The following is a 15,169-nucleotide window of genomic DNA, read 5'->3' as shown; positions in this document are numbered from 1 at the left end:
CGTGCGCCGTCCCTCGCCGCCCGAGGTGGACCGGCGCGCCGCCTCCGAGGCCGCGATCGCGGCGCGCCGTGCCCGCGCCGCCGTCAAGAAGGCCGTCGCCGCCGGACGCCGCCCCGCGACCGCCGTGCTCGCGGCGGCCCAGGCCGAGCCGCTCGGAGTCGAGGGGCGGATGCGCGTCAGCGAGTTGCTCCGCGCGGTGCCCGCACTCGGCGTGGTGAAGACGCCCCGGGTGATGGACCAGCTGCGGATCGCCGAGTCGAAGCGCCTCGGCGGCCTCGGCCGGCGCCAGGTCGAGGGCCTGGCGTCGTTCCTCGAGGAGCGGGAGTCGCGGCAGCGCCGCCCCGGCCGCAACCGCCTGCTCGTCCTCGCCGGTCCGACTGCGGTCGGCAAGGGCACCGTGTCGACCTACATCCGCGAGAACTACCCGGACGTCCTGCTCTCGGTCTCGGCCACCACCCGGGCCCCGCGTCCGGGCGAGGTGAACGGCGTCAGCTACTACTTCGTCGACGACGCCGAGTTCGACCGGATGGTCGCGGCGGGGGAGTTCCTCGAGTACGCCGTCGTCCACAACGCGCACCGCTACGGGACGCCCCGCGGCCCCATCGACGCCGCGCTGGAGCAGGGCCGCCAGGTGATGCTCGAGATCGACATCCAGGGTGCCCGCCAGGTGCGCGAGCGGATGCCGGACGCGCGGCTGGTCTTCCTCCTGCCGCCGAGCTGGGACGAGCTGGTCCGCCGCCTGGTCGGCCGCGGCACCGAGAGCGCGGAGGAGCAGGAGCGCCGCCTGGCCACCGCGAAGGTGGAGCTGGCCGCGCAGGACGAGTTCGATTTCGCCGTCGTCAACAGCACCGTGCCCGAAGCGGCCCGCGAGGTCGTAGAATTGATGTCGCCTCGTGCCGACGGCGCGCCCGCTGACCCGGGCCGCTGACACCGGGCCACCGACCACCTCCGGGCCGACGCCCCGGGTCCCACCGGGCACACGCCCCTCGGAGCCCGCGCGCCGTGTTGCTCCGGAGCCGCAGATCGGCGCTGATGCGCCTGCAAGGAGACACCCATGGCCAACAACCTCGGCATCATCGACCCGCCCATCGACGAGCTCCTCTCGAAGGTCGACTCCAAGTACGCGCTGGTGATCTTCGCCTCCAAGCGCGCCCGCCAGATCAACGACTACTACGCCGACCTCCACGAGGGCAGCCTGTTCGACAACGTCGGCCCGCTGGTCGACTCCACCATCGACGACAAGCCCCTCTCGGTCGCACTGCACGAGATCAACGAGGACAAGCTCGTCGCCAAGCCCCTCGCCGAGTAGTCCCCTCCGGGTGGGCTCCTCTCTCGAGGCCGGCCGACGGCTCAACGTCGTCGTCGGCATCACCGGCGGCATCGCCGCGTACAAGGCCGTCGGAGTCGTCCGCGCGCTGGTCCTCGCGGAGCACGACGTGCACGTCGTCGCGACCGAGGCCGCGCTGCGCTTCGTCGGCAAGCCCACCCTCGAGGCCATCTCGCGGAACCCGGTGCACACCGAGCTCTACGAGGGCGTCGCCGAGGTCCGGCACGTGGCCATCGGCCAGGCCGCCGACCTCATCGTGATCGCGCCCGCGACGGCGCACACGCTCGCCAAGCTCGCCGCCGGCCTCGCCGACGACCTGCTCGGCAACACGGTGCTCGCGAGCACCGCCCCGCTCGTGGTCGCCCCCGCGATGCACACCGAGATGTGGGCGAACGCCGCCACCGTCGCGAACACGGCGGTGCTCCGCTCCCGCGGCGTGCACGTCGTCGGCCCCGCGGTCGGCCGCCTCACCGGCGCCGACTCGGGCCCCGGCCGCATGGAGGAGCCCGAGACGATCGTGGCGGAGGCCCTCGCCGTCCACGCCCGCTCCGCCTCCGCCCGCCGCGACCTCGCGGGCGTGCGCGTCCTCGTGACCGCCGGCGGCACCCGCGAGCCCCTCGACCCGGTGCGCTTCGTCGGCAACCGCTCCAGCGGCAGGCAGGGCGTCGCGCTCGCGCTGGCCGCTGCGGCCCGGGGCGCGGAGGTCACCCTCCTCGCCGCGAACCTCGACGTGCCGGCGCCGGAGGGCGTCACGGTCCTCCCGGTGGGCACCGCGCTCGAGCTGCGCGAGGCCGCCCTCGCCGCGGCCACCGGCGCGGACGTCGTGATCATGGCCGCGGCCGTCGCCGACTACCGGCCCGCCGCGGTCGCCGACGCGAAGATCAAGAAGGAGCAGCAGGGCGACCGTCTCGTCCTCGAGCTCGTCAAGAACCCGGACGTCCTCGCCGAGATCTCCGCCTCCCGGCGGGAGGGGCAGATCGTCGTCGGCTTCGCCGCGGAGACCGAGCCGGACCGGGACGCGATGCTCGCGCTCGGCCGTGCCAAGATCGCCCGCAAGGGCTGCGACCTGCTCGTCCTCAACAGGGTGGGCTGGGCCGAGGGTTTCCAGAGCGACAGCAACGCCGTCGTGGTCCTCGATCGGGCCGGCGATATAGTTGGCGAGGCCTCGGGCAGCAAGGCGGAGGTGGCCGATCGCGTCCTCGACGCGGTCGTGCGCTAGCCCCGCCGGTCCGCCCGCCCAGGCGCCGATCGCCTGCCGCCCGGCATCGCGCCCGCCAGGCCACTCCCGGTACGAACGACCCCGGTCCGCACGAGCCGGGACGAGAAGAGAAGCATGACCTCCGGTCCCCTCCGCCTGTTCACCTCCGAGTCCGTCACCGAGGGCCACCCGGACAAGATCTGCGACCAGATCTCGGACCGCATCCTCGACGCCCTGCTCCGCGAGGACCCGCACAGCCGGGTCGCCGTCGAGACGCTGGTCACGACGGGGCTCGTGCACGTCGCGGGCGAGGTCTCCACGAGCGGCTACGTCGAGATCCCCAAGATCGTGCGCGACACGATCGTCGAGATCGGCTACGACTCCTCGGAGAAGGGCTTCGACGGCCGCTCCTGCGGCGTCTCGGTCTCGATCGGCCAGCAGTCGCCCGAGATCGCGGCGGGCGTCGACACGGCGCTCGAGGTCCGCTCCTCCGAGGCGGGCGAGGACGCCTTCGACCGCCAGGGCGCGGGCGACCAGGGCCTGATGTTCGGCTTCGCGACCGACGAGACCCCCGAGTACATGCCGCTGCCGAGCTGGCTCTCGCACCGCCTCGCCGAGCGCCTGGCCGCCGTCCGCAAGTCGGGCGAGCTCGACTACCTCCGACCCGACGGCAAGACCCAGGTCACCATCGGCTACGACGGCACGACGCCGTCCACCATCGACACCGTCGTCCTGTCCACCCAGCACGCCGAGCACGTCAGCACCGAGACGATCCACGCGGACATCGCGGCGCACGTCATCCGCCCCGTCCTCGAGACGGTCGACCTCGACTCCTCCGCCGTGCGCCTGCTGATCAACCCGACGGGCCGCTTCGAGATCGGCGGCCCTCAGGGCGACGCCGGGCTCACCGGCCGCAAGATCATCGTCGACACCTACGGCGGAGCGTCCCGCCACGGCGGTGGCGCGTTCTCGGGCAAGGACCCGTCGAAGGTGGACCGCTCGGCCGCCTACGCCATGCGGTGGGTCGCCAAGAACGCGGTCGCCGCGGGGCTCGCCTCGCGGCTGGAGGTGCAGGTCGCCTACGCCATCGGCAAGGCGGCCCCGGTCGGCCTCTACGTCGAGACCTTCGGCACCGGCACCGTCTCCGACGAGACGATCACCGAGGCGATCCGCTCGGTCTTCGACCTGCGCCCGGCCGCGATCATCCACGCACTCGACCTGCTCCGCCCGATCTACGCGCAGACCGCGGCCTACGGCCACTTCGGCCGGGAGCTCCCCGACTTCACCTGGGAGCGCCTCGACCGGGTCGACGACCTGCGCTCCGCCGCGGGCCTCTCGTAGCGGGCGCGGCGGCGATGGCGACGAGCGGAGCCGTCGCGCGCGTGCTCCTGGACTCGCCCCTCCCGCAGCTCGACCGGCTCCTGGACTACGCGGTGCCGGAGGAGCTGCGCGGCGAGGTGGTCCCCGGCGTGCGCGTGCGGGTGCCGTTGCGGACCGGAGGCCGGATCGCCGACGCGTTCGTCGTCGAGACGGGGGAGGGGACCGAGCACGCCGGAGCGCTCAGCGGCATCGAGGAGCTGGTCTCGCCGCTCGTCGTGCTGACCCCGGAGGTCTGGGCCCTCGCCCGCCGGGTGGCCGACCGCGCCTCCGGGGGCGCGAGCGACGTGCTGCGCCTGGCCGTGCCGCGCCGCCACGTCCGCGTCGAGAAGGCGCGACTCGCCGCGGGTCCCGCTCCTGCGGCGCCCGCGGTCGAGGCGGGCGGCGTGACGGGCTACCCCGACGCCTCCTTCGTTGGACTCGCCGAGGGGGCCCGGCTGGCGGTCGGCGCCGTGCCGGCTCCGGTGAGGCTCGACTCGGGCGCGTGGGTCGGCGGCTGGGCCGTCACGCTCGCCGAGCTCGCCCGGGACGCGCTCGCCGCGGGCCGCGACGCGATCCTGGCCGTCCCCGACTACCGCGACCAGGAGCAGCTGGAGCTCGCTCTCGCCGCCCTCGTCCCCGCGGAGGCGGTGGTGCGCCTCGATGCGCGGCAGAAGGGCGCCGAGCGCTACTCCGCCTTCGTCCGCTGCCTCGATCCCGGGCCGCGGGTCGTCGTCGGCAACCGCTCCGTCCTCTATGCGCCCTCCTCCGCCCTCGGCCTGATCGCGCTCTGGGACGACGGCGATCCGCTCTTCGCCGAGCCGCTCGCGCCCTACGCGCACGCGCGCGACGTCGCCCTGGTGCGGCAGGAGCAGAGCGGCGCCGGCCTCGTCCTGCTCGGCAACACGCGCACGGTCGAGGTCGAGCGGCTCGTCGAGATCGGCTTCGCGACCGAGGTGGAGCCGCGGCCGAGCCGCCGCCCGCACGTCGTGCCGACCGCCCAGCAGTGGGCGGCCGACGAGCACGACGCGGCAGCGCGCATCCCCTCCTCCGCCTGGCGGGAGGCGCGGAAGGCCCTCGACTCCGGTCCCGTGCTCGTCCAGGTCGCGCGCCCCGGCTACGCGCCGGTGGTCGCCTGCGCCCGCTGCCGGACCGTCGCACGCTGCAACCGCTGCCAGGGTCCGCTCGGCGTGCACTCCGAGGGCGGGCGGCCGAGCTGCGGCTGGTGCGGCCTGATCGCGGCCGACTGGACCTGCTCCGTCTGCGAGGCGACGGCTCTGCGCCTCGTCTCCCTCGGCGCGGGCCGCACCGCGGAGGAGCTCGGACGCGCCTTCCCGGGTGCCAAGGTGATCGTCGCCGACGGGCAGCGCCCCGTGCTCACCCTCCCCGACGAGCCCGCGCTCGTCGTGGCCACGCGCGGGGCGGAGCCGCGGGCCGACGGCGGCTACCACGCCGTCCTGCTGCTGGACGGCGAGCGGATGCTGGCCCGCGAGAGCCTGCGGGTCGCCGACGACGCGCTCCGCACCTGGTCGAACGCCGCGGCGCTGGCCCGCCCGGGCGCGCCGGTCCTCCTGGTCGGGGTCGGCGGCCGGCTCGCGACCGCCCTGGCGACCTGGCGGCAGGCCGAGTACCTCCGGGCCGAGCTCCAGGAGCGGCGCGCTCTGCGCTTCCCGCCCGCGGTGCGCCTGGCCACGGTGAGCGGCGACGCGCACGCGGTGGAGGAGGCGCTCGACGCGCTCGACGAGGACGACCGGCACGAGGTCCTCGGTCCTGTCGGGCTCGAGGACGGCTCCGTCCGGGCGATCGTCCGGTTCGACTACGCTCGCGGTGCGGATGTGGCCGCGCGCCTCCGCTCCGCCGTGATCCGCAACGCCACGCGCCGTCGTCGCCCGCCGACCACGCCCGGCCGCTTCCGGCCGGCCCCCCGGCTCCGGGTCCGTCTCGACGACCCCGACATCCTCTGACTCCCCAGGAGACCCCCGTGCGCCTCGTCTTCGCCGGCACGCCCGCCGCCGCCGTTCCGACCCTCCGCGACCTCGCCGCCTCCGCGCACGAGGTCGTCGCCGTGGTCACCCGGGAGGACGCCCCGGTGAGCCGCAAGCGCGTGCTCACCCCCTCGCCGGTCGCCGTCGCGGCCGAGGAGCTGGGGATCCCGGTGATCCGGGCGAACCGCCTCGACGAGGACGTGACCGACCGGATCGCGGGCCTCGCCCCCGACCTCGGCGTGATCGTGGCCTACGGCGGCCTCGTCCGGCAGCGCCTGCTGGCGGTGCCGCGCCTGGGCTGGATCAACCTGCACTTCTCCCTGCTGCCGCGCTGGCGCGGGGCGGCTCCCGTCCAGCGGGCGCTGATGGCGGGCGACACGCGGATCGGCGCGAGCGTCTTCCAGCTGGTCGCCGAGCTCGACGCCGGTGACGTGTACGCCGAGCTCGCCGTCGACGCGGGGGAGCGCACCGCGGGCGAGCTGCTGACGGAGCTGGCCGGGAGCGGCGCCGGCCTCACCCTCGGCGTGGTCGACGCGCTGGAGGAGGGCACGGCCGTCGCGACTCCGCAGACCGGAGAGGCGACCCCCGCTCCCAAGCTCGACGCCGCCGACGGCCGGATCGACTGGAGCCTCCCGACCGCGCGGGTCCTCGCGCTCGTGCGCGGAACGACTCCCGAGCCCGGAGCCTCGACCGCGGTGGGGGACGCGCGCCTCAAGGTGCTCGCGGTCCGCGCGGCCGAGGGGGACCTCGCTCCCGGCGTCGTCCGCCTCGACTCGGGGCGCGCCCTCGTCGGCACCGCGGACGGAGCGGTGGAGCTGGTCACCGTCCAGCCCGCCGGCAGGACCCCGATGGCCGGCGCCGCCTGGGCCCGCGGCCTGCGCGAGAGCACGGTGCTCGCGTGAGCGCCCGGCGCGAGGCCGCTCCCGCCCGCCGGGTCGCCTACGACGTCCTGCTCGCGGTGAGCGGGTCGGACGCCTACGCCAACCTGGTCCTGCCCGCGCGGATCAGCGCCGCCGGAATCTCGCCCGCCGACGCGGGACTGGCCACCGAGCTCTGCTACGGCACTCTGCGGATGTCCGGCTACTACGACCGCGTGATCGCCCTGGCGGCCGGCCGGTCCGTCGAGAGCATCGATGCGCCCGTGCTCGACGCGCTGCGCCTGGGCGTGCACCAGCTGCTCGCGACCCGTGTGGCCCCGCACGCCGCGGTGAACGAGAGCGTCGCGCTCGTCGCGGCCGGCTCCTCGCGGGGAGCGGTGGCCTTCGCCAACGCCGTGCTGCGCGCGGTCTCGCGCTCGAGCGCCGGCGAGTGGCGCGAGCGGGTCTCCGCGGCCGCGGTCTCCGGGGACGACCGGATCGCCGCGCTGAGCTCCCACCCCGTGTGGATCGTGCGCGCCCTGCGACGGGCGCTGGCGGCGGAGGGGGCGGCCGACGAGCTCGACGCGCTGCTCGCCGCCGACAACGCGGCTCCGCGCGTGAATCTGGTGGCTCTGCCGGGCCTGGCGTCTCCCGGCGAGATCGCCGACGCCGAACCCGACCGGTTCTCGCCGGTCGGCATGACCAGCACCGGCGGCGACCCGGAGGCGTTCCCCGCGGTGCACGAGGGCCGCGTGCGCGTGCAGGACGAGGGCTCCCAGCTCGCCGCTCTGGCGCTCTCCCGGGCACGGCCGGTCCGCCCGGGCGAGCGCTGGCTCGACCTGTGCGCGGGACCCGGCGGCAAGGCGGCGCTGCTCGCGGCGGAGGCGCGCGCAGGAGGGGCGGCGCTGCTCGCCAACGAGGTGGTCCCGGGCCGCGCGGGCCTGGTGCGGCAGGCGCTGGCCGCCGTCGATCCGTCGGTCGAGGTGCGCACCGGCGACGGGCGAGACCTGGGCGACGAGCAGCCGGGATCGTTCGACCGCATCCTCCTCGACGCGCCGTGCACCGGTCTCGGTGCGCTGCGGCGGCGGCCGGAGGCGCGCTGGCGCAAGTCCGCGGCCGACGTGGAGCCGCTGGCCGCACTCCAGGGCGAGCTGCTCGACTCCGCGGTGAGAGCTCTCGCTCCCGACGGTCTGCTGGCCTACGTGACCTGCTCGCCGCACCTCGGAGAGACCCGGCGCGTGCTCGCCCTCGCGCAGGAGCGGCACGAGCTCGAGCTCGTCGACACGCCGGCCGTGCTGCGCGCGGTGACGGCGGACCCGCTCCCGCTGCCGGACGGCCCCCTCCACGTGCAGCTCTGGCCGCACCGGCACGGCACCGACGCCATGTTCGTGCAGCTCCTCCGCCGCCGGCCCCTCGAGGCGGCGTCCGGGAACGCCTGACCCCTCCGGAGCGGGAGCGTGCTCGGCCGGGCGGACGCGGAGGACGCTCCGATCTAGGCTGAAGGCATGCCCGCACGGATCAACCCCAGCATCCTCTCCGCCGACTTCGTGAACTTCGAGGCCGAGCTGCAGCGCATCGCCGGCGCCGACCTCGTGCACGTCGACGTGATGGACAACCACTTCGTGCCGAACCTCACCTTCGGGCTGACCATGGTCCAGCGCCTCCAGGACGTCTCGCCCCGGCCGCTCGACCTGCACCTGATGATCGACGACCCCGACCGGTGGGCCCCCGACTACGCCGAGACCGGCGCCTACTCCGTGACCTTCCACGCCGAGGCCGCACGCGACGCCGTGGCCCTCGCGCGGCGCCTGCGCGAGATCGGCTCGCGAGCGGGGATCGCGCTCAAGCCGGGCACGATGGTGGACGACTACCTCGACCTCCTGCCCGAGTTCGACCAGGTCCTCGTGATGACGGTCGAGCCCGGCTTCGGGGGCCAGTCCTTCATGGAGGAGACGATGCCCAAGCTGCGCACGCTCCGGAACGTGGTGGACCGCACCGGGCTCGACGTCTGGCTCCAGGTCGACGGCGGGATCGCTCCCGGCACGATCGAGATCGCAGCGGAGGCGGGAGCGGACACCTTCGTCGCGGGCTCCGCGGTCTTCGGCGCGGACGACCCGGAGGCCGCGATCGCGTCGCTGCGCGAGACGGCGACCGCTCACCTGCACCGGCACTGAGGCGGCCCGCGTCCGGCCGCCGTATAGACTTCCCCGGTGAAAACTTTCGACGACCTCTTCGCTGAGCTGGGCGAGAAGGCCGCCGCCCGTCCCGAGGGTTCGGGCACCGTCCGCGAGCTCGACGCCGGCGTGCACTTCATCGGCAAGAAGATCGTCGAGGAGGCCGCCGAGGTGTGGATGGCCGCCGAGTACGAGGGCGACGAGCGCACCGCCGAGGAGATCTCGCAGCTGCTCTACCACCTGCAGGTGCTCATGCTCGCCAAGGGACTGACGACGTCCGACGTCTACCGGCATCTGTGAGCCCCGCCCCGCTCGCCGGGGTGCGCCTCCGCTCCGCGCCGTCGCGCCCGCACGCTCCCCGAGGAGCCGTGCCGCCCCCTGAACAGCCGTCGAGTCATGAAGGACGTCCCGTGACCACCACCCCCGCCCCGGCGCTCCTGCGCGTCGCCGTCCCCAACAAGGGCTCCCTCTCGGAGACCGCCGGTCAGATGCTCGCGGAGGCCGGCTACACCGGCCGTCGCGACCCGAAGGAGCTGCACGTCGTCGACGAGCGCAACGGGGTGGAGTTCTTCTACCTGCGCCCGCGCGACATCGCCACCTACGTCGGCTCCGGCGCTCTCGACGTCGGGGTCACCGGCCGCGACCTCCTGATCGACTCCGGCTCCGAGGCGCGGGAGATCGCGAGCCTGGGCTTCGCCAACTCCACCTTCCGCTTCGCCGGGCCCGCAGGCCGCTACGACGAGCTCGCGCAGATCGACGGCCTCCGCGTGGCGACCAGCTACCCGGGCCTCGTGGGCCGCTTCCTCCGGGAGCACGGCGTCGAGGTGACGCTGATCCGCCTCGACGGCGCGGTCGAGTCCGCGATCCAGCTCGGCGTCGCCGACGTCATCGCCGATGTCGTCGAGACCGGCACCACGCTCCGCAAGGCCGGCCTCGAGATCTTCGGGCCGGTCATCCTGGACTCGACCGCCGTCCTGGTCTCCGCCGCAGGGGAGCCCGAGGGCATCCCGGTGCTGCTGCGCCGCCTGCAGGGCGTGCTGGTCGCCCGCGAGTACGTGCTGCTCGACTACGACTGCCCCGTCGCGCTCCTGGAGAGCGCCACGGCGATCGCCCCGGGCTTCGAGTCCCCGACGGTCTCGCCGCTGCACGACGCCGAGTGGGTGGCCGTCCGCGTGATGGTGCCGCGCTCGGACATGAACCAGGTGATGGACCGCCTGTACGACCTGGGCGCCCGCGCGATCCTGGTCACCTCCATCCACGCCGCGCGCCTGTAGAGGGGGAGCCGATGAGTCTCGCCGTCCGCGTCATCCCCTGCCTCGACGTCGCCGCCGGCCGCGTCGTGAAGGGCGTCAACTTCCAGAACCTGCGCGATGCGGGCGACCCCGTCGAGCTCGCCCGCCTCTACTTCGAGCAGGGCGCCGACGAGCTGACCTTCCTCGACGTCACCGCCACGGTCGACGACCGCTCGACCACCTACGACGTGGTGCGGGCGACCGCCGAGCAGGTCTTCATCCCGCTCACGGTCGGCGGAGGCGTGCGCAGCGCCGAGGACGTCTCGCGACTGCTCGCGCACGGCGCCGACAAGGTGGGCGTCAACTCCGCCGCGATCGCCCGGCCCGAGCTCCTCGGCGAGATCGCCGACGTCTTCGGCGCGCAGGTGCTCGTGCTCTCGCTCGACGTCAAGCGGAGCGACGCCACGGCGTCCGGCTTCGTCGTCACCACTCACGGCGGACGCCGCGAGACCGAGCTCGACGCCCTGGTCTGGGCGGCCGAGGCCGTCGAGCGCGGCGCCGGGGAGCTGCTGGTCAACTCCATCGACGCCGACGGCACCAAGCAGGGCTTCGACCTCGAGCTGATCGCCGCGATGCGCGAGCTGAGCTCCGTGCCGGTCATCGCCTCCGGAGGCGCCGGCGCCGTCGAGCACTTCGCTCCGGCCGTCGACGCGGGGGCCGACGCCGTGCTCGCCGCCTCCGTCTTCCACAACCGCGAGCTGACGATCGGCGACGTCAAGCGCGCGCTCGCCGCCTCCGGGATCGAGATCCGATGACCCCCGCCGAGCTCGACGCCGTCCTGGACCGCGCCGCCTTCGATCCGACCGGGCTCCTGCCCGCGATCATCCAGCAGCACGACACCCGCGAGGTGCTCATGATGGGCTGGATGGACCGCGAGGCGCTCCGGCGGACCCTCACCGAGGGCCGCGTCACCTTCTGGTCGCGCTCGCGCCAGGAGTACTGGCGCAAGGGCGACACGTCCGGGCACGCGCAGTACGTGCGGGGTGCCGCCCTCGACTGCGACGCCGACACTCTGCTGGTCCAGGTCGAGCAGATCGGCGCAGCCTGCCACACGGGCGAGCACGCCTGCTTCGACGTCGACCCCCTCGTGCCGTTCACCGGCCTCGGCCCGGCGGAGTGAGCATGAGCGGACGGCGGCTGAAGTACACGGCGATCCTCGGGGTCGTGCTCCTCGCCGCGCTCGAGCTGACCTCCTCCACCCAGACCTGGTCCACGCTGACCCTGGCGGCGATCGAGGGGGAGGGCCAGCGGATCGACGTGGCCGGGACCGTCGCCGCGCCCGCGCTCTCCGCCCTGGCGCTCGCAGGCCTCGCCCTCGCCGCGGCCCTCGCCATCGCCGGCCCCGTCTTCCGGATCGTGCTCGGTGTGCTCCAGGCCGTCCTCGGCGCCTCGGTGGTGCTCGCGGCCGCGACGGCACTGGGCGACCCCGTGCGCGCCGGCGCCTCGCTGGTCACGGAGGCGACCGCCATCGCGGGGGAGCAGTCCGTCGCCGCGCTCGTGGCCTCGTCCTCCGCGACGGCCTGGCCCGTCGTCGCCCTGGTCTGCGGCGTGCTCACCGCGCTGCTCGGGATCGGCGTCCTTGCGACCTCGCGCCGCTGGCCGGGAGCGGCGCGGAAGCGCGCGTCCCGCTTCGAGCCCGCCGACGGCTACGGCCACGGCGCGTCGACCGTGCAGACGGACGACGGCGACATCGATCCGGTCGTCTCGTGGGACGAGCTCTCGCGCGGCGACGACCCCACCTCGGGCCGCTGACACCGGCCGGGGACGTGTCCGGCGGTCCGGCATCCCCGCCTCCTGCAGGCGACTGCGCAGGCGAGTCCGGGGCCGGGCGCTCAGGCGCCTCACGCTAGACTGCTCTGGTCCCGATGCACCCCCAGGAGGAGACCCATGAGCACCGAGCACGACGACGACAACCACGGCCACTCGCCCGCAGCGTGGACGGCCGTCGTCATCATGCTGGTCGGATTCACGATCGGCACGATCGCGTTCTGGTTCGACGTGCCCCTGGTGGTCTGGCTCTCGGCCGGCCTGGTCGTGGTGGGTCTGCTCGTGGGCATGGGCATGGCCAAGGCGGGCTACGGCGTCAACGGCGCGAAGGCGAACCCGAAGGCGCGCGCCTAGGTGCTCGCCGACCTCACCGCCGGCGCCCTGGCCGACGCGGCCCGGCGCCGCGAGAGCGCCCCGCTCGAAGCCGTCGAGCGCCGCGCGCTCGCCCAGGCGCCCGCCCTCGACGCCCTGGCCGCTCTGGCCCCCGCCGAGCGCGTCAGGATCATCGCCGAGGTGAAGCGCGCCAGCCCGTCGCGCGGAGCCCTCGCCGACATCCCCGTCCCCGCCGAGCTGGCCGGGCAGTACGAGCTCGGGGGAGCGAGCGCGATCAGCGTCCTCACCGAGGAGCGCCGCTTCAAGGGGTCCCTCGCGGACCTCGAGGCGGTCCGCGAGCGCGTGTCGATCCCCGTCCTGCGCAAGGACTTCGTCGCCGAGCCGTACCAGGTCCTCGAGGCCCGCGCGGCCGGAGCCGACCTGGTCCTCCTCATCGTCGCCGCGCTCGAGCAGCCCCTGCTCGCCGAGCTGCACGCCCTCGTGCTCGAGCTGGGGATGACCCCGCTCGTCGAGACGCACTCGGCCGACGAGCTCGAGCGGGCCGCCGACCTCGGCGCGCGGCTCATCGGCGTGAACGCCCGCGACCTCTCCACCTTCCAGCTCGACCGCGACCTCTTCGGCCGCCTCTCCGAGCGCTTCCCCGACGATGCGGTGAAGGTGGCCGAGTCGGCCGTCCTCACCGCCGACGACGTCGCGCACTACCGCGGCTCCGGAGCCGACGTCGTCCTCGTGGGCGAGGCTCTCGTCACCGGCGGCGACCCCGTCTCCACCCTCGCCGGCTTCCTGGCGCACTGACCACACCGATAGGCGGTACCCCCATGGCACTCCGGGATGAACTCGGCCCCTACTTCGGCGAGTTCGGCGGACGCTACGTCCCCGAGTCCCTCGTCGAGGCCCTCGACGAGCTGAGCGCCGAGTACGAGCGCACGAAGGTCGACCCCGCGTTCGCGGCCGAGCTGATGGAGCTGCACCGCAGCTACACCGGTCGTCCGTCGATCATCACCGAGGTGCCGCGGTTCGCCGAGCACGCCGGCGGTGCGCGGATCATCCTCAAGCGCGAGGACCTCAACCACACCGGCTCGCACAAGATCAACAACGTGCTGGGCCAGGCGCTGCTCACCAAGCGGATCGGCAAGACCCGCGTCATCGCCGAGACGGGAGCGGGCCAGCACGGCGTCGCGACCGCCACGGCCGCCGCCCTGTTCGGCCTCGACTGCGTGGTCTACATGGGCGAGGTCGACACCGAGCGCCAGGCCCTCAACGTCGCCCGCATGCGCCTGCTCGGCGCCGAGGTGATCCCCGTGACGACCGGCTCGCGCACTCTCAAGGACGCGATCAACGACGCGATGCGCGACTGGGTGACGAACGTCGGTACCACGAACTACATCTTCGGCACCGTCGCGGGCCCGCACCCGTTCCCGGCTCTCGTCCGCGACTTCCAGAAGATCATCGGCGAGGAGGCGCGCGAGCAGGTCCTCGAGCTGACCGGCTCGCTGCCCACCGCGGTCACCGCCTGCGTCGGCGGCGGCTCCAACGCGATGGGGATCTTCCACGCCTTCCTCGACGACCCCGAGGTCCGCCTCGTCGGCTTCGAGGCCGGCGGCGACGGGATCGAGACCCCCCGCCACGCGGCGACCATCAGCAAGGGCCGCCCCGGCGTCCTGCACGGCGCCCGCAGCTTCCTCCTCCAGAACGAGGACGGCCAGACCGTCGAGTCGCACTCGATCTCGGCCGGCCTCGACTACCCGGGCATCGGCCCGGAGCACGCGTGGCTCTCGAGCATCGGCCGCGCCGACTACCGCGCGGTCACCGACTCGGCCGCGATGGACGCGCTCATGCTGCTCAGCCGCACCGAGGGGATCATCCCGGCGATCGAGTCCGCGCACGCGCTGGCCGGCACGCTGGAGCTCGGGCGCGAGCTCGGCCCCGAGGCCACCATCCTGGTCAACCTCTCGGGCCGCGGCGACAAGGACATGACGACCGCTGCGCACTACTTCGGCCTCATGGACCAGGGCGCGGTGCAGTCGTGAGCGGCCGCGGACCGAGCGTCGCCGAGACCGTCCGGCGCCGGAACGAGGAGGCGGCGGGCGCCCTGATCGGCTACCTCCCCGTCGGCTTCCCCGACCTGCCGACCAGCATCGACGCCGCCGTGGCCATGGCCGAGAACGGCGTCGACGCGATCGAGCTCGGTCTGCCCTACTCCGATCCGGTGATGGACGGACCCGTCATCCAGGAGGCGACCCAGGCCGCCATCGCGGGCGGCTTCCGCCTCCGCCACGGCTTCGAGGCCGTCCGCGAGATCCGGGCGCGCGTCGACGTGCCGGTCCTGGTGATGACCTACTACAACCCCGTCCTGCAGTACGGGGTCGAGCGCTTCGCCACCGATCTGGCCGAGGCCGGCGGGTCCGGCCTCATCACGCCCGACCTGATCCCGGACGAGGGCGCCGAGTGGCTCGCCGTCTCCGAGCGGCTCGGACTCGACCGCGTGTTCCTCGCGGCGCCGTCCTCGACGGACACGCGCCTGCGCCAGGCCGTCGACTCGAGCCGTGGATTCGTCTACGCGGTCTCGACGATGGGCATCACCGGCGCGCGCACCGACGTCGACTCCGCGGCCCGCACCCTGGTCGACCGCCTCCGCGCCGCCGGCTCCGAGAGCGCGTGCGTCGGCCTGGGCATCTCGACCGGCGAGCAGGTCGCCGAGATCCTCGCCTACGCGGACGGCGCCATCGTCGGATCCGCCCTGGTGCGGGCGCTGGCGTCCGGCGGGGTCGACGCGGTCGCCGAGACCTCCCGCGGCCTCGCCGAGGGCACCCGCCTGCGCTCCGCGCGCTGACACCCTCCCGCTACAATCGGGATGCCCACCGGGGCGCGGCCGAGCCG

At 74.4% G+C, this 15,169-nt stretch carries 17 protein-coding genes; all 17 read left to right on the top strand.

Annotation, left to right across the window (positions count from 1 at the left end):
• Position 1 precedes the first annotated feature (1 nt).
• Positions 2–928 (top strand): guanylate kinase, encoded by a 927-nt coding sequence (gmk, locus tag GTU71_RS05455; RefSeq protein ID WP_159941112.1) that lies wholly within the window; start codon positions 2–4, stop codon positions 926–928.
• A 126-nt stretch (positions 929–1,054) separates the two neighbouring features.
• Entirely contained in the window at positions 1,055–1,309 is a 255-nt protein-coding gene (gene rpoZ, locus GTU71_RS05450) for a DNA-directed RNA polymerase subunit omega (RefSeq protein WP_104221835.1), read from the top strand.
• A 10-nt stretch (positions 1,310–1,319) separates the two neighbouring features.
• On the top strand, positions 1,320–2,546 hold the full coding sequence (gene coaBC, locus GTU71_RS05445; protein ID WP_104292131.1) for a bifunctional phosphopantothenoylcysteine decarboxylase/phosphopantothenate--cysteine ligase CoaBC: 1,227 nt from the start codon (positions 1,320–1,322) through the stop codon (positions 2,544–2,546).
• Positions 2,547–2,660: 114 nt separating this feature from the next.
• Positions 2,661–3,866 (top strand): methionine adenosyltransferase, encoded by a 1,206-nt coding sequence (metK, locus tag GTU71_RS05440; RefSeq protein ID WP_104221839.1) that lies wholly within the window; start codon positions 2,661–2,663, stop codon positions 3,864–3,866.
• Positions 3,867–3,880: 14 nt separating this feature from the next.
• The gene (locus GTU71_RS05435) at positions 3,881–5,845 is read left to right on the top strand and encodes a primosomal protein N' (RefSeq protein ID WP_159939448.1); all 1,965 of its coding nucleotides are present in this window, start codon (positions 3,881–3,883) and stop codon (positions 5,843–5,845) included.
• 17 nt (positions 5,846–5,862) lie between these two features.
• Entirely contained in the window at positions 5,863–6,768 is a 906-nt protein-coding gene (locus GTU71_RS16395) for a methionyl-tRNA formyltransferase (protein ID WP_159939447.1), read from the top strand.
• Positions 6,765–8,162, top strand: coding sequence for a transcription antitermination factor NusB (locus GTU71_RS05425; protein ID WP_244230645.1), 1,398 nt, complete (start codon positions 6,765–6,767; stop codon positions 8,160–8,162). The genes GTU71_RS16395 and GTU71_RS05425 overlap by 4 nt, the downstream gene beginning before the upstream one ends.
• A gap of 66 nt (positions 8,163–8,228) precedes the next feature.
• The gene (gene rpe / locus GTU71_RS05420) at positions 8,229–8,897 is read left to right on the top strand and encodes a ribulose-phosphate 3-epimerase (RefSeq protein WP_104232661.1); all 669 of its coding nucleotides are present in this window, start codon (positions 8,229–8,231) and stop codon (positions 8,895–8,897) included.
• Between the two features lie 36 nt (positions 8,898–8,933).
• Complete coding sequence (locus tag GTU71_RS05415) at positions 8,934–9,197, top strand: phosphoribosyl-ATP diphosphatase (protein ID WP_159939446.1); 264 nt, start codon at positions 8,934–8,936, stop codon at positions 9,195–9,197.
• Positions 9,198–9,307: 110 nt separating this feature from the next.
• On the top strand, positions 9,308–10,171 hold the full coding sequence (gene hisG / locus GTU71_RS05410; RefSeq protein WP_104221851.1) for an ATP phosphoribosyltransferase: 864 nt from the start codon (positions 9,308–9,310) through the stop codon (positions 10,169–10,171).
• Positions 10,172–10,182: 11 nt separating this feature from the next.
• Entirely contained in the window at positions 10,183–10,944 is a 762-nt protein-coding gene (hisF, locus tag GTU71_RS05405; protein WP_159939445.1) for an imidazole glycerol phosphate synthase subunit HisF, read from the top strand.
• Positions 10,941–11,309 (top strand): phosphoribosyl-AMP cyclohydrolase, encoded by a 369-nt coding sequence (hisI, locus tag GTU71_RS05400; protein ID WP_104221855.1) that lies wholly within the window; start codon positions 10,941–10,943, stop codon positions 11,307–11,309. The genes hisF and hisI overlap by 4 nt, the downstream gene beginning before the upstream one ends.
• A 2-nt stretch (positions 11,310–11,311) precedes the next feature.
• A complete protein-coding gene (locus tag GTU71_RS05395; protein WP_104221858.1) occupies positions 11,312–11,941 on the top strand; it encodes a Trp biosynthesis-associated membrane protein in 630 nt (209 codons plus the stop codon).
• A 135-nt stretch (positions 11,942–12,076) separates the two neighbouring features.
• Positions 12,077–12,310, top strand: coding sequence for a DUF6704 family protein (locus tag GTU71_RS05390; RefSeq protein WP_104221860.1), 234 nt, complete (start codon positions 12,077–12,079; stop codon positions 12,308–12,310).
• On the top strand, positions 12,311–13,084 hold the full coding sequence (gene trpC / locus GTU71_RS05385) for an indole-3-glycerol phosphate synthase TrpC (protein WP_104221862.1): 774 nt from the start codon (positions 12,311–12,313) through the stop codon (positions 13,082–13,084).
• 23 nt (positions 13,085–13,107) lie between these two features.
• Positions 13,108–14,319 carry a tryptophan synthase subunit beta gene (gene trpB, locus GTU71_RS05380; protein WP_159939444.1) on the top strand — a complete coding sequence of 404 codons (1,212 nt, stop codon included), beginning with the start codon at positions 13,108–13,110 and terminating at the stop codon, positions 14,317–14,319.
• Positions 14,316–15,122: a tryptophan synthase subunit alpha gene (trpA, locus tag GTU71_RS05375; RefSeq protein ID WP_104232657.1), complete on the top strand. Its 807-nt coding sequence runs from the start codon at positions 14,316–14,318 to the stop codon at positions 15,120–15,122. Before trpB ends, trpA begins: the two co-directional genes overlap by 4 nt.
• Positions 15,123–15,169 lie beyond the last annotated feature (47 nt).

This window comes from Rathayibacter sp. VKM Ac-2762 (assembly GCF_009866585.1).
In the GTDB taxonomy this organism is placed as follows: Bacteria; Actinomycetota; Actinomycetes; order Actinomycetales; family Microbacteriaceae; genus Rathayibacter.
This window is presented reverse-complemented; position numbering and strand designations above follow the sequence as displayed.